This is a genomic window from uncultured Odoribacter sp. (genome assembly GCF_937966165.1).
Taxonomy (GTDB): domain Bacteria; phylum Bacteroidota; class Bacteroidia; order Bacteroidales; family Marinifilaceae; genus Culturomica.
Map to the genome: position 1 here is coordinate 1 of NZ_CALCLB010000034.1, position 23,238 is coordinate 23,238.

Annotated in this window: 17 protein-coding genes, 1 tRNA gene and 1 pseudogene; 6 read left to right on the forward strand and 13 right to left on the reverse strand. The window is 40.1% G+C overall.

Going from position 1 to position 23,238, the window contains the following annotated elements; all coding sequences use genetic code 11:
• Nucleotides 1–4: 4 nt before the first annotated feature.
• Nucleotides 5–571: pseudogene (lpxK, locus tag Q0465_RS13030) on the reverse strand (tetraacyldisaccharide 4'-kinase); the annotation flags it as partial.
• 28 nt (nucleotides 572–599) lie between these two features.
• Nucleotides 600–2,396 (reverse strand): signal peptide peptidase SppA, encoded by a 1,797-nt coding sequence (sppA, locus tag Q0465_RS13035; protein WP_298616802.1) that lies wholly within the window; start codon nucleotides 2,394–2,396, stop codon nucleotides 600–602.
• A gap of 346 nt (nucleotides 2,397–2,742) precedes the next feature.
• Between sppA and murA the strand changes: the two genes are divergently transcribed.
• The gene (gene murA, locus Q0465_RS13040) at nucleotides 2,743–4,050 is read left to right on the forward strand and encodes a UDP-N-acetylglucosamine 1-carboxyvinyltransferase (protein WP_298616803.1); all 1,308 of its coding nucleotides are present in this window, start codon (nucleotides 2,743–2,745) and stop codon (nucleotides 4,048–4,050) included.
• A gap of 21 nt (nucleotides 4,051–4,071) precedes the next feature.
• Here murA and folK read toward each other — a convergent pair whose 3' ends face one another.
• The 4 genes from folK to Q0465_RS13060 all read right to left on the reverse strand — a co-directional run bounded on the left by folK (nucleotide 4,072) and on the right by Q0465_RS13060 (nucleotide 10,254).
• Nucleotides 4,072–4,560 carry a 2-amino-4-hydroxy-6-hydroxymethyldihydropteridine diphosphokinase gene (gene folK / locus Q0465_RS13045; RefSeq protein ID WP_298616804.1) on the reverse strand — a complete coding sequence of 163 codons (489 nt, stop codon included), beginning with the start codon at nucleotides 4,558–4,560 and terminating at the stop codon, nucleotides 4,072–4,074.
• A 35-nt stretch (nucleotides 4,561–4,595) separates the two neighbouring features.
• Nucleotides 4,596–5,270 carry a DUF4290 domain-containing protein gene (locus Q0465_RS13050; RefSeq protein WP_298616805.1) on the reverse strand — a complete coding sequence of 225 codons (675 nt, stop codon included), beginning with the start codon at nucleotides 5,268–5,270 and terminating at the stop codon, nucleotides 4,596–4,598.
• 179 nt (nucleotides 5,271–5,449) lie between these two features.
• Nucleotides 5,450–7,717, reverse strand: a complete 2,268-nt coding sequence (locus tag Q0465_RS13055; protein WP_298616818.1) for an ATP-dependent helicase — start codon at nucleotides 7,715–7,717, stop codon at nucleotides 5,450–5,452.
• Nucleotides 7,718–7,833: 116 nt separating this feature from the next.
• Nucleotides 7,834–10,254: a TonB-dependent receptor gene (locus Q0465_RS13060; protein WP_298616806.1), complete on the reverse strand. Its 2,421-nt coding sequence runs from the start codon at nucleotides 10,252–10,254 to the stop codon at nucleotides 7,834–7,836.
• A gap of 410 nt (nucleotides 10,255–10,664) precedes the next feature.
• Between Q0465_RS13060 and Q0465_RS13065 the strand changes: the two genes are divergently transcribed.
• Nucleotides 10,665–10,749, forward strand: a tRNA-Leu gene (locus tag Q0465_RS13065).
• Between the two features lie 489 nt (nucleotides 10,750–11,238).
• On the opposite strand, the gene Q0465_RS13070 is transcribed toward Q0465_RS13065, so the two are convergent.
• The 5 genes from Q0465_RS13070 to Q0465_RS13090 all read right to left on the reverse strand — a co-directional run bounded on the left by Q0465_RS13070 (nucleotide 11,239) and on the right by Q0465_RS13090 (nucleotide 15,617).
• Nucleotides 11,239–11,949, reverse strand: coding sequence for a phosphoadenylyl-sulfate reductase (locus tag Q0465_RS13070; protein WP_298616807.1), 711 nt, complete (start codon nucleotides 11,947–11,949; stop codon nucleotides 11,239–11,241).
• Between the two features lie 79 nt (nucleotides 11,950–12,028).
• On the reverse strand, nucleotides 12,029–12,907 hold the full coding sequence (locus Q0465_RS13075) for a phosphate ABC transporter ATP-binding protein (protein ID WP_298616808.1): 879 nt from the start codon (nucleotides 12,905–12,907) through the stop codon (nucleotides 12,029–12,031).
• Nucleotides 12,904–13,746 (reverse strand): PstA family ABC transporter permease, encoded by an 843-nt coding sequence (locus Q0465_RS13080; protein ID WP_298616809.1) that lies wholly within the window; start codon nucleotides 13,744–13,746, stop codon nucleotides 12,904–12,906. The genes Q0465_RS13075 and Q0465_RS13080 overlap by 4 nt, the downstream gene beginning before the upstream one ends.
• Nucleotides 13,747–13,751: 5 nt before the next feature.
• Nucleotides 13,752–14,642, reverse strand: a complete 891-nt coding sequence (pstC, locus tag Q0465_RS13085; RefSeq protein WP_298616810.1) for a phosphate ABC transporter permease subunit PstC — start codon at nucleotides 14,640–14,642, stop codon at nucleotides 13,752–13,754.
• Nucleotides 14,643–14,657: 15 nt separating this feature from the next.
• Nucleotides 14,658–15,617, reverse strand: a complete 960-nt coding sequence (locus Q0465_RS13090) for a substrate-binding domain-containing protein (RefSeq protein WP_298616811.1) — start codon at nucleotides 15,615–15,617, stop codon at nucleotides 14,658–14,660.
• A gap of 482 nt (nucleotides 15,618–16,099) precedes the next feature.
• On the opposite strand from Q0465_RS13090, the gene Q0465_RS13095 reads away from it, so the two are divergent.
• Complete coding sequence (locus tag Q0465_RS13095) at nucleotides 16,100–16,702, forward strand: HAD family phosphatase (RefSeq protein WP_298616812.1); 603 nt, start codon at nucleotides 16,100–16,102, stop codon at nucleotides 16,700–16,702.
• Nucleotides 16,703–16,913: 211 nt separating this feature from the next.
• Here Q0465_RS13095 and Q0465_RS13100 read toward each other — a convergent pair whose 3' ends face one another.
• The gene (locus Q0465_RS13100; RefSeq protein WP_298616813.1) at nucleotides 16,914–18,263 is read right to left on the reverse strand and encodes an MATE family efflux transporter; all 1,350 of its coding nucleotides are present in this window, start codon (nucleotides 18,261–18,263) and stop codon (nucleotides 16,914–16,916) included.
• A 322-nt stretch (nucleotides 18,264–18,585) separates the two neighbouring features.
• On the opposite strand from Q0465_RS13100, the gene Q0465_RS13105 reads away from it, so the two are divergent.
• From Q0465_RS13105 to mtnA, 3 genes are all read left to right on the forward strand, one after another.
• A complete protein-coding gene (locus Q0465_RS13105; protein WP_298616814.1) occupies nucleotides 18,586–19,917 on the forward strand; it encodes a S28 family serine protease in 1,332 nt (443 codons plus the stop codon).
• A 283-nt stretch (nucleotides 19,918–20,200) separates the two neighbouring features.
• Complete coding sequence (locus tag Q0465_RS13110) at nucleotides 20,201–20,878, forward strand: class II aldolase/adducin family protein (protein ID WP_298616815.1); 678 nt, start codon at nucleotides 20,201–20,203, stop codon at nucleotides 20,876–20,878.
• Complete coding sequence (mtnA, locus tag Q0465_RS13115; RefSeq protein WP_298616816.1) at nucleotides 20,875–21,921, forward strand: S-methyl-5-thioribose-1-phosphate isomerase; 1,047 nt, start codon at nucleotides 20,875–20,877, stop codon at nucleotides 21,919–21,921. The genes Q0465_RS13110 and mtnA overlap by 4 nt, the downstream gene beginning before the upstream one ends.
• A gap of 156 nt (nucleotides 21,922–22,077) precedes the next feature.
• Here the strand turns inward: mtnA and Q0465_RS13120 are convergent.
• A partial coding sequence (locus Q0465_RS13120) for a glycosyltransferase N-terminal domain-containing protein (RefSeq protein ID WP_298616817.1) occupies nucleotides 22,078–23,238 on the reverse strand: 1,161 nt, incomplete at its 5' end.

The following is a 23,238-nucleotide window of genomic DNA, read 5'->3' on the forward strand; positions in this document are numbered from 1 at the left end:
GTCATTTACTGACAATAATATAATCTGCCCTTTTTAGGGCATTCGGGGTTTCTCTCAGCCGTCCTGACGGTAATAGGCAATCCTTAAATACAGGTCGGTTATAATCTACAAGCACAATATTTTTCCCGGCTTTTACATAACGGTGCTGGAAGGCATCGTCCAAAATAATAACTTCCGGTCTTTCGGGTAAGGCCAGTAGTTTTTCAATCCCCCTTACCCGTTTTTCGTCCACAGCTACGATGATTTCAGGAAATTTTTGTTTGATTTGTAAAGGTTCATCCCCGATTTCTTCGGCGGTGGACTGTAGGGTTGACAATATAAAACCAGACGTTTGTCGTTTATATCCCCGGCTGAGGCAAGCTACGCGGAAATCGTTCCGGAGCGTTGCTAAAAGATATTCCGTATGGGGGGTTTTGCCGGTACCCCCTACAGTAATATTACCGATACAGATAACCGGGATATTAAATTCTTTTGATTTTAATATCCCTGCGTTAAATAGGAAATTCCGTATTCCTACTCCCATACCGTATAAAAGACTTAACGGTGATAATATAATTTTTATAAAAATCATCGCATACGGTTTACCTACCTGCCGGTATCTAGTTTATATTGATGTCATAAGGTATTCTGGCAGTTAACCCTTCCGGTGTAATCAATGTATTTTGCAATTGCCGGAATGTTTCATAATAACTTCCTAACTCATTTTTGAGTATATTTGTTTTTATGGAGGTAGAGAAGCTATTCAAGAATTCCTGGAAAAAATCTTTCTCAGTAGGATATTCGACAATTCTGTAATTGTCTAATCCTGCTTTTCGGGCTGCAATTTGTAAAGCGTCCTCCATACCTCCCAAAACATCTACCAATCCTACTTTCAGGGCATCTTTTCCTGTCCAAACCCGTCCCTGGGCTATTTCGTGTACTTCATCCCGGCTCATATGTCTGCCCTGAGCTACCCGGCTCAGAAAAGTCTCATATCCTTTTTCGATGTATTTTTGCATGACATTTTTTTCGTAAGCTGTCAAAGGACGGTTACTGATCGGTAAAGGGAGAGGATAACCTCCGCCGAAATCACTGTGTTCATTGGTTTTGACAACACTACTGGTAATCCCGATTTTATCTTTAATGAGTTTTTCTCCGGAAAAAAATTGACCGTAAATTCCGATAGAACCGGTGAGCGTTGTCGGGTCAGCGACAATGGTATCGGCCGCACAAGAAATATAATATCCCCCGGAGGCCGCAACATTTCCCATGGAAACGATAACAGGTTTCTCTTTGGTTGCCAAGGAAACTTCCCGCCAGATTATGTCGGAAGTTAAAGCACTTCCTCCGGGAGAGTTCACCCGCAAGACAATTGCTTTAATCGTTTGATCTTCCCGGGCTTTCCGTATGGTCTCCGCGAGTTCGGGACCGATGGATTTTTCCGTCTGTTCAAATCCGATCATTCCGCTGGCATATACGATGGCAATCTTATCTTTAACGAATTTTGTAGGACTGGAACTGGCCTTCCGGTAGTCTGAAAGTTTTACAAAATTCAGTTTACCTGTTTCTTTTATTCCGCATCTGTCTTTCAATAAGGAGAGTACCTGATCTTCGTAAAGAACTTCGTCGAAAAGGCCGTAAGCTTTTTCTTCCGCCGGGGAACGAAATTCTAAATGATTTGCCAGGAAATTTAAAGAGTCGATAGAAACAGAACGGGTGTCGGATATGCCTTCCAGAATGGTTCCCCATAGGGAACGGAGGTATACTTCGATCTGTTCCCGGTTTGCATCGCTCATCTCAGTTTGGGTGAACGGTTCTACTGCTGATTTATATTTTCCTACTTTTACAATGTCTACTTTGATACCGATTTTGTCCAGCATATCTTTGTAAAAAAAGCTGGTGCCACCCATACCCATCAACATCAAAGGTGTTTCCGGGTTTACGAAAATACTGTCGGCAACCGTAGCCAGATAATAACTCTTTTGGGAATATCCCATATTGGCATAGCTGTAAATAAATTTCCCGCTTTTTTTGAAATTTTTCAAAGCCTGACGGATCTCTTCCGTAGTAGCCAGACCTCCGAAGTTACTCTGAATATCTCCCAGGTCAAGGTAAATTCCTTTGATACGGGAATCCTGACTGGCTTTTTCTATATTTTTTAAAATATCATTTAACCCTAACGATAGGCCCGGTTTTAACGATAATAAATTGAAATTACTGAAAGGATCGTTTGAACTCCTGTCGGGAATTTCATTATTCAATTGGATACGGAGAATACTGTTCTCCTTGACATCAACAGCCTGTTCGCCTAATTTGGAAAGGGTGCTGATGATTCCGAAGCCGATCAGCAGAAGGACAATGTTTACAATAATCACTCCGACAATGGTTGCGAGAGTATATTTTAAAAAGCTTTTCATAAAGATTTATTTTATTGATATTATTCGAATATAGACTTGTTCGTTTTATACGGTTATAATGTTTGATCTGTACAGAACATTTATTTGTTTAAAGAACGGAATCATAACACATTATTTGCAAAAGTAGCCATATAATTCTTTTAACACAATATTACAAGAAAGTATTTTTGTTTTTACTTCGTTTTTTTAATAGCTTTACCAACGCACAAGAATGGAATATTCAGGTATCCAGGTTCAGATAATTCCCTTCTTTCAGGTTAAATTATTGAACGATTGCTTATTCGAACTTTGGATCAATTGAATATTTGTATTGTATGAATCAGAGATTTGATAAATATTTTGAAGAATGAGCCGATTTGTTATTACCGGAGGTAAAAGATTAAAAGGGGAGCTTTGTCCGCAAGGAGCCAAAAATGAGGCATTACAGGTTATTTGTGCGGCTTTGCTGACAAAGGAAGAAGTGATTATTACGAATGTACCGGAAATATTGGATGTATTAAAGCTGATTGAATTGCTGCAGGGAATGGGCGTTAAAGTCGAGCGGCTGGCTCACGGGGAATTTGCCTTTTGTGCTTCTGATATAGATTTCCGTTATTTTGAAACGGAAGATTTTTATAATAAGGCAATCAGTTTAAGGGGGTCGATTATGATTTTAGGGCCATTACTGGCTATACACGGAAGCGGAGTGATTCCTAAGCCGGGTGGGGATAAAATTGGCCGTCGCCGTCTGGATACCCATTTCCTGGGTTTTGAACGGTTGGGAGCTACTTTTGAATACGATGCCGTGAATAGCTGTTTTAAAGCTTCCGTAAATAAGTTGAAAGGCAGTTATATGCTGCTGGATGAGGCTTCCGTTACGGGTACGGCTAATATTATCATGGCTGCTGTTTTGGCGGAAGGCGTTACAACTATTTATAATGCAGCTTGCGAGCCTTATGTTCAGCAACTCTGCCGGATGCTGAATTCAATGGGCGCTAAAATTTCTGGGATTGCTTCTAATTTACTGACAATTGAGGGAGTAAAAGAATTACACGGCTGCCGGCATCGTTGTTTGCCCGACATGATAGAAGTCGGGAGTTATATCGGGTTGGCAGCTATGACCCGTTCTGAAATAACAATCAAAGATGTCAATATTCGTCAGTTAGGTATTATTCCCGATGCTTTCCGGAAATTAGGCGTTCGGGTGGAAGAACGGGATGACGATCTTTATATTCCCCGTCAGGAACACTATATGATTGAAGATTTTATCGACGGTTCCATTCTTACTGTGGCGGATGCTCCCTGGCCAGGTCTGACTCCCGATTTATTGAGCGTGTTTTTAGTAGTCGCTACTCAGGCAAAAGGGAGCGTATTAATCCATCAGAAAATGTTTGAAAGCCGTTTATTTTTTGTCGACAAACTGATAGATATGGGCGCTAAAATTATTTTGTGCGATCCTCACCGGGCTACTGTGATTGGTCAGAATCACGAATCCCAGTTGCGGGCAACTAAAATGACTTCCCCGGATATCCGGGCCGGAATTGCGCTGCTGATTGCAGCCCTTTCGGCCAAAGGAATCAGCTCTATTCACAATATAGATCAGATTGACCGGGGATACGAAAATATTGATGCAAAACTGAATGCAATCGGAGCGGACATAAAGAGATATATGTAATGTTTAAACATTTTCCCTTTTCTATATTTTTACTTTTTTTACAGATAACTTATCCGGACATTGAGTCAATAGTACGGAGATTTTTTGATGAAGTTGCGGATGTTCAAAATCGGGCATGAGTTCATTGAGGGGGACAAGGACAAAATTCCGCTCGGCTATGCGGGGATGAGGTACAATAAGTTCTGCCGTATGGATAAGAAGAGATTCGCAGAATAAGATATCGATATCTATGGGCCGGGATTCATAGCGATTTCCAGCATGCCGGATTCGTCCTAATTGTTTTTCGATCTCTAAAGCTTTGGCAAGAAAAGATTCTGGTTTCAGACGGCTGTTGAAGATGACAACGCGGTTGTAAAAAGCGTCTTCACACTCAAATCCCCAAGGTTCTGTTTCATAATAAGAAGATGCCTTTACTACCGGACCTGCTGCTTTCATTAAATGGCATACCGCTTCTTCAATAAATTGTCTTTTATTACCGGTATTACTTCCGAAAATAACAGTGATTTCCATAGAGGGAGAGAGGCATTGGTTTTATTTTCACCCGTTTAATACTGTTTTTTGTGGTATTGGTAGTTATTATTGTTCGAATTATTGTTCTCTCTCTTGTTATTTTTAGAATTATTGTTTTTATTTGGCATGGGTTTATTGGAACTGGGTTTGCTTTTCTTTTGAAGTAAATCTTTAGAATGAGAGAGAGTCATGCCTTCGGGTAAGATTACCGTGCTTCCGTAATAAGTGTTTATATCGTCATAAATTTGTTCATCTTCTACACTATCTTTATTCCAGGTAAGGAATGATTTTTTCATGTGATTGGCAGTCAGTACGATTAAAGCTCTTTTTTGTTCGGGATCTTCTGTTTCTTTTATTTTTTCAATTAATTTTTCAACGAGTTTTCCGTAATGCCTGAATTTGATATGATTGGTATTGTACTTTAATTTTTCCGGTTTTTCGTTGATTTTTTCCAGAGACGGTAAGGGATAAGGAGTATCTATATCTAATTGGAATTCTGACATAATCGCCAGATGATCCCATAATTTATGCCGGAAGTCTGGTACATCCCGTAAATGGGGATAAAGATTGCCCATTACGTCGATGACTGTTCGGGCAGCCCTGTTCCGTTCTTCTCTGTCTTGGATGGTTCTGATATGGTCGACCATTTTTTGTATGTTTCTACCGTATTCCGGAAGAAGTAATTTTTTCTTTTGGGTATTATATTCCATTCTTAAGGATCATTAAAAAGCCACTCAATTTAATTGTATAGAAGATATTTGGGCCTCATTATCGTTTTTTGTGTTTTTTTCGGAAAAACTCCGGGAAAGTTTCGTCATATTTGCCGGAGAGCATCTTTATCAGGATTGTGCGACAAAGATAAATTTTTTTACTTATTTTTCGGTAATAATTACTCCTCTTGTATAAATAATTTTGCAAATTTTAACAACAATGTTTTAGTCCCTTCTTTCTTAAAGAACATTTTTGCTTTTTTATTCACTCCGAGACCTTCCAGAGAGAGTACTTTTCCTGTTCCGAAAGCAGGATGAAAAAGGATCATACCTGGTATTACGGAATTCGGTTCAATAGGTTTGAGTTTAGACGGGTCTATATCCGGAAGAGGGGTTTTTACTGCAGGAGCTAAAGTTTCAGGAGCAGCTTTCCGGGAGGTCGGAATTGACCTGAAATTGAACGGGGACGTTTCCGGGCGGGGAGCCATAAAACCATCCAGGAAGTGAGGATCAATTTCTGAAATAAACCGGGAGGGCCGGGTCGAAATAATCTGCCCGTTACGGTAACGGGTGGTGGCGTATGACATCACTACTTTTTTTTCTGCCCGGGTCAAAGCCACATAAAAAAGCCGCCTTTCTTCTTCTAAAGCCTGTGGATTGCTTACACATTGCTGAGAAGGGAAAAGTTCTTCTTCGATTCCTGTAATAAATACATTGGGAAATTCCAATCCTTTTGCTGCATGGATTGTCATTAAGGTGACCTTATTGCTGTCTTCCGGTTTTTCTGTATCCTGATCTGTTAATAAAGCAACCCCTTCCATAAAAGTAGCTAGTTTGTCACTGAAACCTTCTTTATAAGCTGTTTCGCTAAAGTCTTTGATCGCATTTAAGAGTTCCTGGATATTTTCTTTTCTTGAAATACCTTCCGGAGTACTATCGTTCGAAAGATCGTCTGTAATGCCTGAACTTTGAACAATGTTATAAGCGACATCATAAGCATTTTCTGCCTGGGCTCTTTCGGCAAATTTTTCAATTAAAAGCCGGAAATTGTTTAGTTTTGTAATAGTGGAGCCATTAAATGAACCTTCCACTTTTTTCAGGTTACATAGTACCGTCCACATGCTCACCTGGTATTGCTGCGCAATTTCCCGGATTTTATCGATGGTCGTATCCCCTATTCCTCGGCGGGGGTAATTAATAATTCGTTTTAAAGCTTCTTCGTCGTTCTGATTAACCGACAGACGAAAATAAGCTAATAAATCTTTAATTTCTTTACGTTGATAAAAGGATTGCCCTCCGTATATTTTGTAAGGGATATTACGTTTCCTCAAAGCTTCTTCCAAAATACGCGATTGGGCATTTGTCCGGTAGAGAATGGCGAAGTCACTGTATTCTTGTTGCTCGTAGTTTGCCATTTTGAATATTTCGTTGGTGACCTGAAAACCTTCTTCTTTATCGGAGAGTGCCCGGAGTACTTTTATCTTTTCCCCTTCTTCGTTTTCGGAAAAAATACGTTTCGGGATTTGCTCTTTGTTTTTACTGATAATGCTATTTGCTGCGTTGACAATTGTTGTTGTAGAACGGTAATTTTGTTCCAGTTTGAATATTTTGAAATCCGGATAGTCGTTTCGGAAATTTAATATATTTTCGATACGGGCACCGCGGAATGAATAAATACTCTGGGCATCATCTCCCACGACACAAATATTCTGATGACTTTCAGAGAGTTTTTTGATGATGAGATATTGGGAATAATTGGTGTCCTGATACTCGTCAACGAGTATATAACGGAATTTTTGTTGATATTTGGCCAGTATATCCGGAAAATCGCGGAATAAAATATTGGTCTGTAATAATAAATCGTCAAAATCCATTGTATCACTTTGCTTACACCGCATTTGGTAATGTTTGTAGATTTCTGCAATCATGGGTTTGCGGGCTGCCGCATCTGCGCTGGTAATGCGTGAAGACTGTGCGTAAGCCTGGGCGACGATGAGGTTGTTTTTGGCCATAGAAATTCTTCCCAATACATCATTAGGCTTGTAAATTTTGTCGTCCAGTTTGAGGTCTTTGACAATTGCTTTAATCAGGTTTTTAGAATCCTGGGTATCATATATGGTGAAATTGGAAGTATAACCTAATTTATCTGCTTCAAAACGGAGTATCTTTGAAAAGATAGAGTGAAAAGTACCCATCCAGAGATTGGAGGCATTTTCAGTCCCTACTAATTGAGAGATTCGTTTTTGCATTTCCCGGGCTGCTTTGTTTGTGAAAGTCAAAGCTAAGATATGATAAGCGGATACTCCTTTACTCAGAAGATTGGCAATCCGGTAAGTCAATACACGGGTTTTACCGGAACCCGCACCGGCAATGACTAAAGCCGGTCCTTCCGTATGGAGGACAGCTTCCCTTTGATTATCATTTAGTTCATGCAAAAAATCCACAATTTGTTTAGGTGAATTGATAGGTTTATATTCCGTTGTAAAATTAAAAATTAATCTTCAACATCACAACGAAGCGTTGTGAATGTTTGAGTATATCAGAAAGAGACGGTGTTTGTTTCCTAAAAATCAATGATAATCCCTACTGAAGGCAAAACCGTTCCTCCAATTTTATTTTTTATATAGCGCATCCGGTAATAGCCTTCCCGTTCAGGATCTTTGATGTAGTTCCCCTCCCCATCTTTTTCTGGCACAAGATACGGGGGCCCCTGAGATTTATAATTATAAATGTTTTGAATGTCCGCATAGAGAATAAACGACCATTTCCGGAAAAAGAAACTTTTATCTGCCCGAATATCCAATTGATGGAAAGCAGGCAATCTTCCGGAATTATAACGGCTGTAATCGGAATAAGGCTGTCGTTTGGCATCCCAAGCCGGTATTGAAGATGTCGTTTCTATATCCCAGGGAGTGTAAGGTGCTCTTCCTACGTAACGCCATTTCAGACCGATATCCCAGTTCCGTTTGAATTTACGGGTAGCCGTCAATGTAAATAGTTGACGGTTATCCCAATTACTGGGAAGGTAGGTTGAAGTGGATTTTATATTGTGGTTTAATTTTTTAAACTCGCTGTAGTAAAATGTGTAGGCGGCGGAAGCAATAAAACCGTAAAATTCTTGGGTACGGACCATACATTCTATTCCATAACTCCTTCCTTCTCCAACAGGCTTCACGGGTTCGTCTCCAACTGCTACGTAATCTGTTCCCTTGTTGGCCAGGCAAATGGAGTCGAGGAGAGAAACCGGATAATGATCGTAAGTTTTGTAAAATCCTTCTAAAGTAATCCGGGTGAGGGGAGAGGGACGGAATTCTATGCCGGCTACGTAGTGATTACATCCGATATAGCCTAATTGAAGGCTTTTGTTGATGAGATTGCCTTGTTCGTCAGCATATCCCAATGTTGTATAGGAGGGTAATTGATAATATCTCCCTGTATTGAGATGGAGAAACCAATGAGGATTTAAAGCGTAGGATATTGAAAAACGGGGAGAGATTTGACGGAATATATTTCGGGTAGATGTTGCATAATTGGTGGCATCTCCTCTGACTCCCAGGGATATTGTAAACTTTTCTTCCCCAAATGTTTTTACAATCTGGCCGAAAAAAGACCATTTCCACAATTTTAATTGACGGTTATAGTCTATATTTTGAGATTGTCCCTGATAGTAAAAAGTGCGGAAGGTAGAATTCCGGTAAGTTGCATATTCGATCCCGGCACCTGTCGATAAGTGAATCCGGTGAGATAATTGCCGTTTGTGTTCAAAACGAAATTTGTTTTCTGCTTCTTTGGAATCGTAGTGAATCAGTTTGGGCAAATTTTTATCGTTAAAGCTGTATTTCTCTACTAAGTTCTTTAATTCACTGCGGCTGATAACCCATCGGTTTTGCCAGTCGTTACCGTAGTGTTTATAAATGGCCCCCAGCGTATAACTCCATTGACGGCTTTCGGGCAGCCAGTCCAGTATATAAGCTTGATTATCATCAGGATTGCTGATTTTTTTATTGAGCCGGTTTATGTCATAGCCTCCTATGCCCAATATGATAAGTTCGTTTTTTTGATTAAACCGGGTCGTGGTTTTAAATTGAAGGTCATTGTATACAGGTAAAAAAGGGAGACCGATAAAACTAAAAAGCATTTTCAGATAGCTCCGGCGTGCAGATAATAAAAAAGTGGTAGAAGAGCTGAGAGGTCCGTCTAACGACAAACCATAATCTGTAGCTCCGAGAGTGGCTCTTACCTTGATTCGGTCTGGATTGCCTGCCGTTTGCTGAAAATCGAGCAGTGAACTGAGTAAATTTCCCCTGGAGGCCGGAAAGGCTCCGGCGTAAAAATTAACCTCTTTGACAAAATCGATGTTTATTATACTTACCACTCCACCGGAAGCTCCTTGTGTGGCAAAATGGTTGAGAGTCGGTAATTCTACTCCGTCCAGATAAAACCGGTTTTCTGAAGGACCTCCTCCCCGGACAATAAAATCATTTCGGAAAGCAGGGGAAGAAAGTACACCGGGCATTGATTGAAGCACTTTAGATATGTCCCGGTTCCCACCCGGATTTTTTTCGATTTCAGCTATACCAATTCGTTGTACGGATAAAGGGGATTCGGCTGATTTCCGGTAAGGACTGGCTTTTACCGTGACTTGCTCAAGTGCTACCGATAGACCTTCCAGGCCAATTTCAACATTCCTTTCAAAAGCCGTATTAACCATATATTCCTCCGATAAAACCGGTTTATACCCTATACAACTTATTTCTAAACGGATATAACCGGGAGGAATACTGTCAATTTTAAAATAACCACTTGTATCTGTAGCAGAACCTAAAGTGGAAGAAAATACCTGAACAGTAGCAAAAGGGATACCGGTATTATTTTTTAAATCGTAAATGCGTCCCTTTAATGTCCCTTTCGGCTGAGCAGATGTAGGCAGGTACAGCAATAGAAAAATAATGGCTGGTAAAAAGGAAAGGGAAACAAAATTCATATTTAATTAATTAAAAAGCAACCGTATCTGCATCTCGTCGATTTAAATATCCATAAGGATAATATGTTTTTATTCTTTTAGCAAAAATATTAAAATATAGTCATTAAAAAAACAATATAAAGCTGAAAAGCAAATTGTTCGATACTGATAAGCTGAAACAGGAAACAAAAGAAAAATGTTGGAATAATCCGTTTGCACCTTTCCTCAATCAGAATTCTGATAACTAAAAAATAATCCCCGTCGGTAAAATCCTCCGGGGAATTATTTTTGAACATGAGTATTGAACATTAAGAACAAGTATGATACGAATGATAGGCTTGAAAAGATACATTCTAGGGAAATAAATTAAAAAAATTCAGAGAGGATTTGCAATTATTCCAAAAATATCTACCTTTGCAGCCGAGTTCTTTGCTCAGGTGGCGGAATTGGTAGACGCGCTGGACTCAAAATCCAGTGTCCTCAACAGACGTGCGGGTTCGATTCCCGCTCTGAGTACAACTTTTAAGCAACTGTTCTCCTGCAGTTGCTTTTTTTTACACATTAGGGACGTGCCCTAATGTGTAAAAATTCTCTTAAACCCTTATTACAATTATTTTTCAAAGCTTTTTAAAGTTTTATCCTTTTCAGTGATTTATAAACTTAGGTTTTCAATCGTATTTTTTACAAAATGCGAGATGTTCAATTTTTTGCTACTGATAATTTAATCGCCTTGGACTTATTTTTTATCTAAAAATAAACGGAAAAAATAAGTTTACTTTCTTATATAAAATTACTTGGGATTGTAAATTTTACGGACTAATTAGAAAACCTTGCCGGGGAAAGATGAAACGGACTGCTTGGTTTAGCCGGGCAACATGACTTTGGTGAGTATTTTGGGGGTCAGGGGGACAAAATACGAAAGCTGTTTTGGAGAATCCGGTGAAACTTTTGCAAAATAAACAGGATTTTTACACATTAGGGCACGTCCCTAATGTGTAAAAATGGTTACCAGCGTTTATGGAGGCCGCATTCTTTATGGTCAGGAGATTCCCACCACCATCTGCCTGCCCGTATGTCTTCTCCGGGTTCTATGGCCCGGGTACAGGGTTCACAGCCAATGCTCGGATAACCTTGCTCGTGTAAGCGGTTATAAGGAATTTGGTATTGGTGGATATAGTCCCATACCTGTTGTTCAGTCCAATTAATTAAGGGATTGAATTTAATCAGCCCGTTCACTTCATCCCATTCTGCCAACTGTAGATTATGGCGGGTAACAGACTGTTCTTTCCTAAGGCCGCAAATCCAGGCTTCCAGTCCCTGAAAAGCTCTTTTGAGAGGCTCCAATTTCCTGATTTTACAACAGAGTTGCCGTTTTTCTATACTATCGTAAAAGGCATTAATACCGTCACGATTGACCATTTCCTGGATACGCTTATAATCCGGGAAATAGACTTGTATATGAATCGGGTATTTTTTGTTCGTTCTATCCAGTAAACGAAGTGTTTCCGGAAATAAACGCCCGGTATCCAGGGTGAATATTTTAGCTTGGGGAGTTATATCCGCCAGCATTGCTGTAAGGACTTGATCTTCCGGACCAAGGCTGGAAGCCAAAGCAATTTTGTCATTGTAAAAATTTATCAGGAATTGCAATAATTCTTCCGGCTTTGCTGTTGCGAATCGTTCATTTAAAGAAGCTATAAATTTTTGTTTTTCCATTTTCTTATTTTTCTCTTTGAAAAATTCTTTTGAACAGCTCTGTTTCATTGTAAGGAAACAGAGGATCTATCAATCTGATTTAACTAAATGCTCCGCTAAGGTAATTTTTAGTTAATTCATGCTGGGGATGGTTGAACACCTGTTCCGCTTCACCGGCTTCGATAATATCTCCCAGATACATAAAGACGACATAGTCGGCAATACGGAGGGCCTGTCGGAGCGTATGTGTAACGAGGATGATCGAATAGTTTTGTTTTAATTTTACAAAAAGCTCCTCTATCGTTTTACTGGAGAGAGGGTCCAGGGCGCTGGTCGCTTCATCGGCTAAAATAAATTGGGGTTCTACAGCCAGACTTCGGGCCAGGCAGAGGCGTTGCTGCTGGCCGATGGAAAGTCGGACTGCCGGTGTGTGCAACCGGTCTTTCACTTCTTCCCATAAACCGGCGGCACAGAGGTAATGTTCTACGATCAAATTGAGTTTCCGCCGGTTACGAATGCCGTGAATACGGCAGCCGTAGGCGATATTGTCGTAAATAGACATGGGAAGCGGGCAGGGGCGTTGGGAGATCAGTCCCATTTTCCGTCGGAATGAAGTAATATCTGTTCCGCTGCTAATGATATCTTCTCCGTTTACCAGTACTTTCCCTTCAATCCGGACTCCTTCTACATTGTCGATTAATCGGTTGAACGTTTTCAGTAAAGTCGATTTCCCGCATCCGGAGGGACCGATAATACAGGTGATTTTTTTATCCGGAATACGGACGTTAATATTTTTTAGAATATGTTGATTTTTGATATAAATATTCAGATTTTCTACTGCTATTTCTGAATCTCCTTCGGGGCGGATAAATTTGTAATCGGGGCGGAACAATTTTATTTTCCGGCCTGGTGTTTTTTCTTCTGATTTTTCTATCCGTAATTCTGAAGACGTATTTAAAGCAGATAAAAAATTTTTCATTGCAGTTTATTTTTTGAAAAACGGTTTGTAATAAAGCGTCCTCCTATACTGAGTAGTAGTACAATCAGGGTGAGGACCAGTGCTGCGGCATAAGCCCTGTCTTGGACTTCCTTAACCGGGCTACTCAATTGAAAGAAGACAGCTAAGGGTAAAGTTGCTGCGGGTTGGGAAAGAGAAGTCGGAATACTGTCAGTATAGCCGGCAGTAAACATAACAGCCGCTGCATCTCCTATGGCACGTCCTACGGAAAGCAGGGTGGCCGTTGCAATACCGGGAGCAATTTGCCGGAGAACCACCCTCATGGATTCGTATCGGGTTGCTCCCAGGGAATAAGTCGTATCCAGGATATCCCGGGGAAATTCACGGGCAATTTCATCCATGGAACGGATAAAAATAGGGACAATGAGTAAGGTAATGACAATAATACCTCCTGCCAGGGAAGTACGCAATCCCAGGTAGATCATGATCGTAAACCCAAAAGCCCCGTATACAATAGAAGGGATACCGAAGAGGATGTCATAGGCCAGGCGGGCAATATAAGCGAATTTAGATTTTTTGGTTAGATAAACGTTTAAATAAAATACAACGGGGATACTGATGAGCAGGCCTAATATTGTCGAAGCGCCGACAATGTATAAAGAACCGACAATTGCATTCAGAAAACCTCCTTCCTTTCCGATATAAAAACCTCCACCGGGTAATTTCGTGATCATATCCCAGTTCATCGCTCCCCATCCTTTGGAAGCGATTGTCCATATAATGCTGATTACGAATCCGAAAACGACCAAAGTAGCTACGATCATCAAGAATCTAAAAATCTTTTCTTCAAAAAATTTCATCTTTATCAATTAAACGTTTTTTCCAAGCGATATAAGATAACTCTGGAGATTACATTGAAAAACAAAACGACTACAAATAAAATCAATGCGGCGAACATCAATGCAGCTTCATAGAGGGGAAGCGAGAGCATTTCCCCATAATTATTTGCAATCAATGCCGGAATGGGATAGCAACTGTCCAATAAAGAACGGGGAACTTCCGGTAAATTACCGCATACCATTAAAACAGCTATTGTTTCACCTAAAGCCCGGGAGATCGCCAGCACTACCGCTGCCAGAATTCCCGGTAAGGTTTTACGGATCACGACAAATTTTGTCGTTTGCCATTTTGTTGCGCCTAAGGAAAGAGAAGCTTCCCTGAATTCTGCCGGAACGGAAGAAAAAATTTCAATAAAAAGGCTGACGAGCAAAGGTAAAATCATTATTCCCAGTACGATTCCGCCGGCTAATACCGTATAACCCGTAGAAAAATCGACAAAATGAGGTGCCAATTTATTGGAAATCCAGGGTACAATCAGCAATGTGCCCCAAACTCCGTATATGACTGAAGGCAAAGCAGCCAGGATGTCCAAGGCGGGAAAAACATATTTTCGTATGTAAGATTTAGCATATTCGGTAAGAAATACAGCTGTGAGGAGAGCAAAAGGTAATGCCATTGCAACGGCGATTCCCGTTACCCAGACCGTTCCCATAATGAAAGGTAAAAAGCCGAATTGTCCTTTCATCGGTTTCCAGTTGGCAGAGAACAACAACTCTTTCAGCGTATGTTCTTCGAAAACCGGAGCTGATTTTAAATACAAACCGATCCCCATTACAAATACAAGTAGTAAGGAGATGACGGTCAGGAAAAACATGAACCCGCTAGCTGTTTTATCTTTCAGAATCCGAATATTCATTCCTGGGGGAATTGTTTATTGCTTTAATAAAGATAAGCCTTTCTCCAATTTTTCGGTTGAGAGCCCGATATAACCTGCAGGAACATTATATTTCTGTCCTTCTGTCAGTATGAATTTTAAAAAGGCTACGACTTCAGGTTTCGTGGGTACTCCGTTGGAAACCAGATAGAGGTCCCTGGCAGGCGGGGAGGGGTAACGGTCTCCGGCAATGGCCTGGATTAACTGATCTTTGGTGTCATAGAATAATTCTTCCGGATCGATTTTACCGTTCCCGTTTACATCTATAGGTAAAACCAGTATTCCCGGATTGGGTTTACGGGTTTTTTCGTCATAGGCGTAAGAAATGTTATTTAATCCGATTCCTAAAATATCTTTCTGTACGGCCATCGCTACGCCCGGGTCACCGAATACGGCTGTTCCGTTCAGGTCTTCTTGTTTTTTATTCATCCATAAGGCCCAGGTTTCAGCTGCTCCGCAGGCATCGGAACGGGTGTAGACGTGTACAGGGGTTTCGCCCGGCGTACCGCTTAGTTGTTCCCAGGTTGTATATTCATTTGTGATCCATAATTTTTCAGCAGATTCCCGGGTAAGGCCCGTCTTTAAAAGGACCTCCAATGCCGGGTTCTTTTCGTTGATGGTCGGGATGACAGCATCTTTTGCTACGGCAAAGCCGATAGCTCCCTTTTCCAGTTCCGGAGGGTATATTTCTCTGGAAACCATACCTAAATCAACTACTTTAGCCAGAGCGTCGGTCATTCCTTTCCCTGCGCCTCCGGCGGAAATATCAATTCTGACATCGGGGTTTATTTTTTTGAATTCTTCCGCCCATTTAACAACTAAAGGATATAAGGCAAAGGCGCCTGAGAGCGTGATTTCTCCCTGTAAACCTCCCTTTTTACTTGTTTTGGAACCACATGAACTTATACTTAAACATAGGCCAATCAATATGCAAAACGATACAAAATAATTTCTCATAAATCTCAATTTTAAATCCTGCTGTTTAAATTTACCTGTTAGGGAGTTATTCAAACTTTCTTTTATTTTATCCTTTTTTGTTCTTCAGTAAAAATGTACTATCCCTTGGAATTTTACCTATTCCTACTTCCTGTTGGCTAAAACGATTCAATTTATATTCTCTTCTTCTTGCGGGAATGGTTTTTAATTTGTTCCCCTACGGCTGAATAAAAATATAATTTTCTGAAAAACAATCTGTTACAATTGTTCAAACTTCGCTTTATTCCATTTTACAAAAATGCATTTTAAAAAATGATTAACAAATACGTTTTTATACGTATTCAAAGTGCTGCGAAGAGCGTATAATGTATAAATGGGAAGGCTTATAAAGGGGAGGTTTTGTTTAAATATTTGGAATATAAAAAGAAATAATCAAAGGGATTCTATTACTTTTGCAAACGAGTATAGGGTTATGCATGCAGATGTTTTAAATTTTTAATGGGATGAAAAATATAATTTTTGATTTGGGAGGAGTTGTTTTAGACTGGAGTCCGAAGAAGATAGAAAAGGAATTTCAAGGAGATTTAAATTTACCGCAGAAACTTTTTCAAAACCATTTTTTTCAGGATTATTGGATAGAATTTGATCGGGGTATGGTGACTGAAGAACAAATTATTCTTCAAATGTCTGCTTTTTCCGGTTATTCTGAAACACAGTGCCGGGAGCTCGTGGAATTTATAAAGCATTCTTTAACAGATATTCCGGAAACGGTAGCTTTGATTGAACATCTGGCCAATTTGCAATATAAATTGTATTGTTTATCCAATATGTCGGTGGAATTTTACGATTATTTAAAAAGGAGAAAGGTATTTCAGTACTTTGACGGACAGATTATTTCAGGTTTAGTAAAACAAGTAAAACCGGATGAAGCTATATATCATACTTTACTGGATACTTATGGTCTCCGGGCAGAGGAATCTCTTTTTATAGATGATCTGAAAGCAAACATAGAAACCGCATCCGCTTTAGGATTTCATACTGTTTTATTTCAAGACAGGGCAAAGGGTTATCAAAAAATTCATTCTCTATTGAAATTGAAACCTTGAGAATATATAATTTCAATATATTCCTGGCATAGATCTGCCGGCGGAAGAAATGTCTGTTGTTTTGATTATATGGAATAAGTCATAACAAACCGGCAGAATTTTGCAGTATTTTTTCCGGGGACCCGTTCGTTCTGTTGGACTATTATAGTTCACTATGCTTTTGAGGGAGATTTATAGGATTTGGATTCAGGTGTGACGGTCTCCCTTAACTTCATTGTCTTTTATTTGCTTTCCGGGTCATATAATAAAAACGGGCGCAGAGCATCAGTCCGGTCAGCGTCAGACCCACCGGATAGCCTAACCATACGCCGGTAATGCCCCATTGGAGAACAAATCCGCATATATAACAGACGGGCAATGCAATGAGGAAATAGCCGATGAAAGAAATGATAGCCATAGAAACAACATCTCCCATACCTCTTAAAGCATTTGCGTATGTAATTTGTAAAGAGTCACCGAATTGAAAAGCTAAAAGCAGGAACATAAGTACGGATACCACTTGTAAAACTTCTGCTGAATCGGTGAAAAGATAGCCGATAGTATTACGGGAGAACAGGAATAAGCAGGAAGCGAGAAAGGCTAAACAAAGGATAATATGATAACCTGCAGTTGTCGTTGCACGGACATTTCGGATGTCCCCTCTTCCGAAAAAGTTGCTTACCCGGACCGAAATAGCGGCTCCAACTCCATAGTAAATCATAAAACCTAAAGTAGAAATAGCCACGACAACCTGGTGAGCTGCCAGTGCAATGCTGCCCAGCCAGCCGATCATGATGCCTGTAACACTGAAAAGACCATTTTCAAGTCCCATCTGAAGTCCGATCATCCATCCCATCCTGTTTAAAGAAATAATATCAGAACGGTTGTAGCGACTGCGTTTATAACCTACGAGATAAGGACGATAGGAGAGATGACGGTAAAAGAGAAAAGCAAAGGCGAAAAACATGAGTATTCGGGATAATAAAGTAGAGATGCCTGCACCGACAACTCCCATTGGATTTACTCCTAATTTTCCGTAGATAAGGATGTAATTACCGGCAATATTTAAAATATTAGCAGATATCATAATATACATAGGAGTCCGGGTATCGGTGATCCCGTCGGAGAATTGCTTAAAGGAATTGAATAACATAACAAAAATCAGGGAAGCCAGGTGCAAAAGAAAATAAGGACGGATTAAGGGAAGAAGTTCTGCCGGCTGGCCCATTTTTTCAATGTTCAGGTAAAAAATCCACATCAGCAAAGTGAGTAAGACACCCATACAACCGTTTACCAGCAAACTGTTCCGTAATAGCTGTCCGATTTTAAATTTGTCTTTCCGGCCGAAAAATTGTCCCACCAGGGGGGTCAGTCCGTAGGAAAATCCAAGCCCGAATAAAATCGGTATATTGAAAGCACTGTTTACAAAGGATGCAGCTGCCAGGTCGGAGGTGGCGTAATGTCCTACCATAATATTATCAGCCAGTCCTACGATGACAATACCCAGTTGACCGATTACAATGGGAATGCCTAATCGGATAATGGCTGTATAATGATCTTTAAGACGTTTAAAGTATTTCATACAACAGATTCCTGTTTCATAAAATAAGGCTGTTCAATCCTGTCAGCCTTTTAAGGATTTATTTATTTGGCTGTACAAATATCCGTTTATAAAATGATTTTACCAAATGATCAGGAAGGCTAAGACGTCCGGACTCTCTTGCTCTCAACAGTTGAAAGTACAGGGGAATCCGGTCCGGATTCCCCTGCAAAAGAATTTAGTGTCACGGACTTAAACAGCATAGTGTTGATGTTGAAAACAAATGTCGTAATGTGATAAACTTTATAAACCTCACTTATATTCTGATTATATTTTATATCTTGCGTCTTTAAAATTTACAGAGATGATGAAAAAAGTTTTTATCAGTTTATTATTCTTGTTTTTAGGTTCCCTTATTGCTTGGGGCCAAAGTGGTATCTTGGAAAAATTACAACAAATCAAAGAAATCAGTGACATTAAAAAGATGGATATTGATTCTTTTGATGAATATTATGAATTTTGGTATGAACAACCTATAGACCATACCCGTCCGGAAGTTGGAAAATTTAAGCAAAAGGTTTTGTTGGGACATAAAAACAGAGCAAAAGCTCCTGTAATTGTTGAATTAGAGGGATATAATATCTGGTCGCCGGAGGCAGGAGAGTTGGCCCAACTATTGAATGGAAACCAATTGACGATAGAGCATCGTTTTTTTGATCACAGTGTGCCTGAAGGAGGAATTCCCTGGGAGTACCTGACAATAAAGCAGGCTGCTGCTGACCAGCATGAAGTTATTCAGGCCATTAAGGAGAATATTTATCCGGAAGTAAAATGGATTTCAACGGGTATAAGTAAAGGGGGACAGACGACGATTTTTCATCGTTATTTTTATCCTGAGGATGTGGATGTCAGTGTACCTTATGTAGCCCCGTTAAATTTAAAATATGTAGATCCCCGGCTTGCTAAATTTTTGGATAAGGCAGGTACTTCAAAAGTGGGGGTTGGAAAATTTTTATTCGGGAATGATGAGCGGAATACTTGCCATTGGGATATAAAAGATTTTCAGGTTGTATGTTTTCAGAAAATTGACAGTTTGATACCTTTGGTAGAAGAGTATGCCCAGGAAAAGAACTATACATTTGAAATAGTGGGGGGGATCAGAAGGGCTGTACAATTGATGATACTGGAGTATCCGTTTGCTTTCTGGCAATGGGGGCATAAATGTTCCGATATTCCTTTAGCAGAAGACGGAATAGAGGCCCTGTATAATCAGCTGATGGAAGTTTCCGGACCTTCTTTTTTCGAAGATAAGCATATTATTGAACAGCAGCCTTTTTTTTATGCAGCATTGACAGAAATCGGAATGTATGATTATAAAGTGAAACCTTTTAAGAAATATTTGCCGGATAAAGAAAATATTACCTTTGCTTTTACAATGCCCCGTGGAGTGGAACAAAAGCCTTTTAATGAACAGCAGATGGAAGATATCAATCGTTGGCTTCAGACCGATGCCGAAAAAATGTTGTTTATTTACGGAGGCTTAGACCCTTGGGGAGCTACGGCTGTGGATCTGAAAGAAAACAGTAAGTGCCGGAAATATGTTAAAGCAGATATGGATCATTCTTGTCGTATTAAACATTTTGAAGAAATTACCAGGCAGGATATTATGGAAACTTTGAGATCCTGGTTAAAATAATGTGTTCATACTTTATCAGTTGTCCGAAAAGTTTTTTTAATAAAGGATATTAGGCTGAAAAGAGTATTACGTGTTCTGTATAGATAAACCTTTATTAATCCGTGACAAATGGGGGTATTTGCTCTAAAAAACGCTTCTTTATAATCCAGGAAAGAAATCTTTTAGTCTTTTCTATACAAAGAGGATATAAGGAGATTAAATACTCCGCTTTTCTGTAAGTATAGGTATTTTCTATAACTTCATTTTAATCAAATTACGTATAAAAAGGAAGAGTAAAAGAGAAATGGAAAAATTTGTTCATGTCGATATATTCTATACAGAGGAAACGGAACGGCTGAAACGATTAGTGTGTGATTTGGGAAGAAGGATGTGGAAGAGGGGATATGTAGATGGAAATGGAGGAAATATCAGTGTTCGTTTAAGTGATGAATATATTCTTTGTACGCCGACCTATATGTCAAAGGGAAGTATGCAGCCTCAGGATCTGTGTATGGTTGATCCGTCAGGAAAACAAATTGCGGGTAAGCGTCGGATTACCAGTGAGATAAAAACGCATCTGGCTGTAATGCGCAAGAATAGCAAGGCAAAAGCTTGCGTACATGCTCATCCGCCTTATTCTACTTCCTATGCCCTTTGTGGGCAATTACCGCCCTTAGGAACTATGGCAGAAGCTGAGATTTTCTTGGGGGATATCGGTATGGTTCCTTTTGCTCTTCCCGGTTCCCCTTTGATTGTGGAGTATATTGAAGAATTATCTGCCGGGCGGAATGCACTTTTAATGCAAGGACATGGGGCTATTACCTGGGGAACTAATGTAGAGGAAGCTTACTGGAAGATGGAGAATTTGGAAACATATTGTCAGATTATGCATTTGGTTGCCTGCCGGAAGGATACGGCTATTTCTTTTACACCGGAGCAGCGGCTTGAACTGTCGGCTCTTCGGAAAAAATTTGAATCATGAATACCATTTTTGATCTGGTAACGGTAAAGGGAGATTATAAGCGGAAGGTATTGATCATTATCGATCAGACACAATTACCAGGCAAGGAAGTTTATTTGGAATTGCGGTCGCCGGAAGAGATATGGGAAGCTATTTACTTACTGAAGGTAAGAGGGGCTCCTGCTATCGGGATAGCTGCTGCTTATGGATTGGCTTTATGTGCTGGAAGAATTCAAACCGAAGATTTCGGAACTTTTTTCCGGCAGTTTACAATGTTAAAAAATTATCTGGCCAGTTCTCGTCCAACGGCTGTAAATTTGTTCGCTGCGTTAGAGAGACTGGAAAAATGTACTTTAGCCTATCGGCAAGAGCCGGTAGAAAAAATAAAACAAAAACTTTGGGAGGAAGCGGAAGCCATACGGGAGGCAGATGCCGTTGCTTGCCGTCGTATAGGAGAATTGGGCTTGAGTTTATTGCGACCGGGAATGGGTATATTGACGCATTGTAATGCAGGACATTTAGCCGTATCAGAATATGGAACAGCTTTGGCTCCCATTTATTTGGGTCAGGAAAAGGACTATGGTTTTGCTGTATATGCGGATGAAACCCGTCCTTTGTTACAGGGAGCCCGTTTGACAGCCTACGAATTACAAAAGGCAGGGGTAGATGTGACTTTAATCTGTGATAATATGGCTTCCCGTCTGATGGCTGAAGGCAAAGTACAGGCGGTGCTGGTAGGATGTGACCGGATTGCTGCCAATGGAGATACAGCAAATAAAATCGGGACTTCGGGAGTAGCTATTCTGGCAAGTTATTACCGTATCCCGTTTTATGTTTTAGGACCGATTGCGACAATCGATCCGGATTGTCCGGATCAGGATGCTATTGTCATAGAAGAACGTCCATCGGAAGAAGTTACGGAAAAATGGTATACGAAGAGAATGGCTCCTCAAAATATAAAGGTGTATAATCCGGCTTTTGATGTGACAGATCATCGGCTGATTACGGCTATTATTACGGAGAAAGGGATATTCAATCCTCCTTATGATTTTAGGAATTTGTAGAAAATTGATCCGAACCTGAAATAGTCCGGAGTCCTTTTGAGGAAGACTTTCTGACAGAATTAGCTGACATTTCTTTAACTGAGGGAATAGAATACCCCATGGTTCTGTTTTAGTCCGAACAGCAGGATTGCTGATCAACCTTACACCTAAATGCTATTATGTCCGGGACTCTTTGGATAATACAGATTGCATAATCATTCCGGTAGCTCCTAATTGACTGTTTACGTACTCCAAAGCCTTTTGTCCTGCTGCTTCAGCGGTCTGGGGATTTTTTATAAACTGGTCCAATAATTGGCGGAGTTGTTCGCTTGTATGTATACTGAAAGCTCCTCCGGTTTCAATGAGGCGGATGGCTTCTTTGAATTTTTGATATTTGGGGCCAAATATAACCGGGATTCCATATACAGCTGCTTCCAGTGTATTGTGTATACCCACTCCGAAACCTCCTCCGATATAGGAAATCCTGCCATATCGGTAGATAGAGGATAAGAGACCTATACAATCAATAATTAATACTTCCGCATTTGAAGTAACTGCTTTTTCATCTGTATAACGGCAAATCCGTTTTTGACATTTTTCCAATATTGTCTTGATATGATTTTCTCCTGTTTCGTGCGGGACCAATATCCATTTATAATTACCCGTATACCTGTTGATGTAATCTAAGAGCAATGTTTCGTCGGGCGGCCAGGTACTTCCGCATATTACAGCCGGAGAGCCGTTCAGAAATTTTTGGACTCTTTCAATATCCCGGGCATTTTCTGCAATCTGTTTTACCCGGTCGAAACGTGTATCTCCTGTTGATTGTACATTCCGGATACCGATTCCCGAAAGCAGCCGCACAGATTCTTCATCCTGTACAAAAATACGGGTAAAAAAATGTAGCATTTTCCGGTGTAAGCCTCCCCAATTCTTGAAAAATGGCTGTTCTTTCCTAAAAATTGCCGAAAATAAATAAGTCGGAATGTGTTGTTTATGTAATTCAGAAAGATAATTGTACCAAAATTCGTATTTAATAAATAAAGCCGTATCAGGTTTAAGATAACGGATGAAAAAACGCGCATTTGAGGGTGTATCTGCAGGGAGATAGAGAATATAATCGGCACCCGCATAATTTTTCCGCACTTCATAACCGGAAGGAGAAAAGAATGTCAATAAAATGCGGGTATTGGGTTCTGACTGTTTTAAAGCTTCCATAACAGGCCTTCCTTGTTCAAATTCTCCTAAAGAAGCTGCATGAAACCAAACAAGCCGCTCTCTACCTCTTGGAATTTGCTTTATCTTTTCCCGGATATTTCTTCTTCCTTTTATCCATAA

Excerpts from the sequence above, each read along its gene's own strand:
- sppA (WP_298616802.1), bottom strand. The coding sequence starts at position 2,396 with ATGAAAAGCTTTTTAAAATATACTCTCGCAACCATTGTCGGAGTGATT.
- murA (WP_298616803.1), top strand. The coding sequence starts at position 2,743 with ATGAGCCGATTTGTTATTACCGGAGGTAAAAGATTAAAAGGGGAGCTT.
- folK (WP_298616804.1), bottom strand. The coding sequence starts at position 4,560 with ATGGAAATCACTGTTATTTTCGGAAGTAATACCGGTAATAAAAGACAA.
- Q0465_RS13050 (WP_298616805.1), bottom strand. The coding sequence starts at position 5,270 with ATGGAATATAATACCCAAAAGAAAAAATTACTTCTTCCGGAATACGGT.
- Q0465_RS13060 (WP_298616806.1), bottom strand. The coding sequence starts at position 10,254 with ATGAATTTTGTTTCCCTTTCCTTTTTACCAGCCATTATTTTTCTATTG.
- Q0465_RS13070 (WP_298616807.1), bottom strand. The coding sequence starts at position 11,949 with ATGGAAAAACAAAAATTTATAGCTTCTTTAAATGAACGATTCGCAACA.
- Q0465_RS13075 (WP_298616808.1), bottom strand. The coding sequence starts at position 12,907 with ATGAAAAATTTTTTATCTGCTTTAAATACGTCTTCAGAATTACGGATA.
- Q0465_RS13080 (WP_298616809.1), bottom strand. The coding sequence starts at position 13,746 with ATGAAATTTTTTGAAGAAAAGATTTTTAGATTCTTGATGATCGTAGCT.
- pstC (WP_298616810.1), bottom strand. The coding sequence starts at position 14,642 with ATGAATATTCGGATTCTGAAAGATAAAACAGCTAGCGGGTTCATGTTT.
- Q0465_RS13090 (WP_298616811.1), bottom strand. The coding sequence starts at position 15,617 with ATGAGAAATTATTTTGTATCGTTTTGCATATTGATTGGCCTATGTTTA.
- Q0465_RS13095 (WP_298616812.1), top strand. The coding sequence starts at position 16,100 with ATGAAAAATATAATTTTTGATTTGGGAGGAGTTGTTTTAGACTGGAGT.
- Q0465_RS13100 (WP_298616813.1), bottom strand. The coding sequence starts at position 18,263 with ATGAAATACTTTAAACGTCTTAAAGATCATTATACAGCCATTATCCGA.
- Q0465_RS13105 (WP_298616814.1), top strand. The coding sequence starts at position 18,586 with ATGATGAAAAAAGTTTTTATCAGTTTATTATTCTTGTTTTTAGGTTCC.
- Q0465_RS13110 (WP_298616815.1), top strand. The coding sequence starts at position 20,201 with ATGGAAAAATTTGTTCATGTCGATATATTCTATACAGAGGAAACGGAA.
- mtnA (WP_298616816.1), top strand. The coding sequence starts at position 20,875 with ATGAATACCATTTTTGATCTGGTAACGGTAAAGGGAGATTATAAGCGG.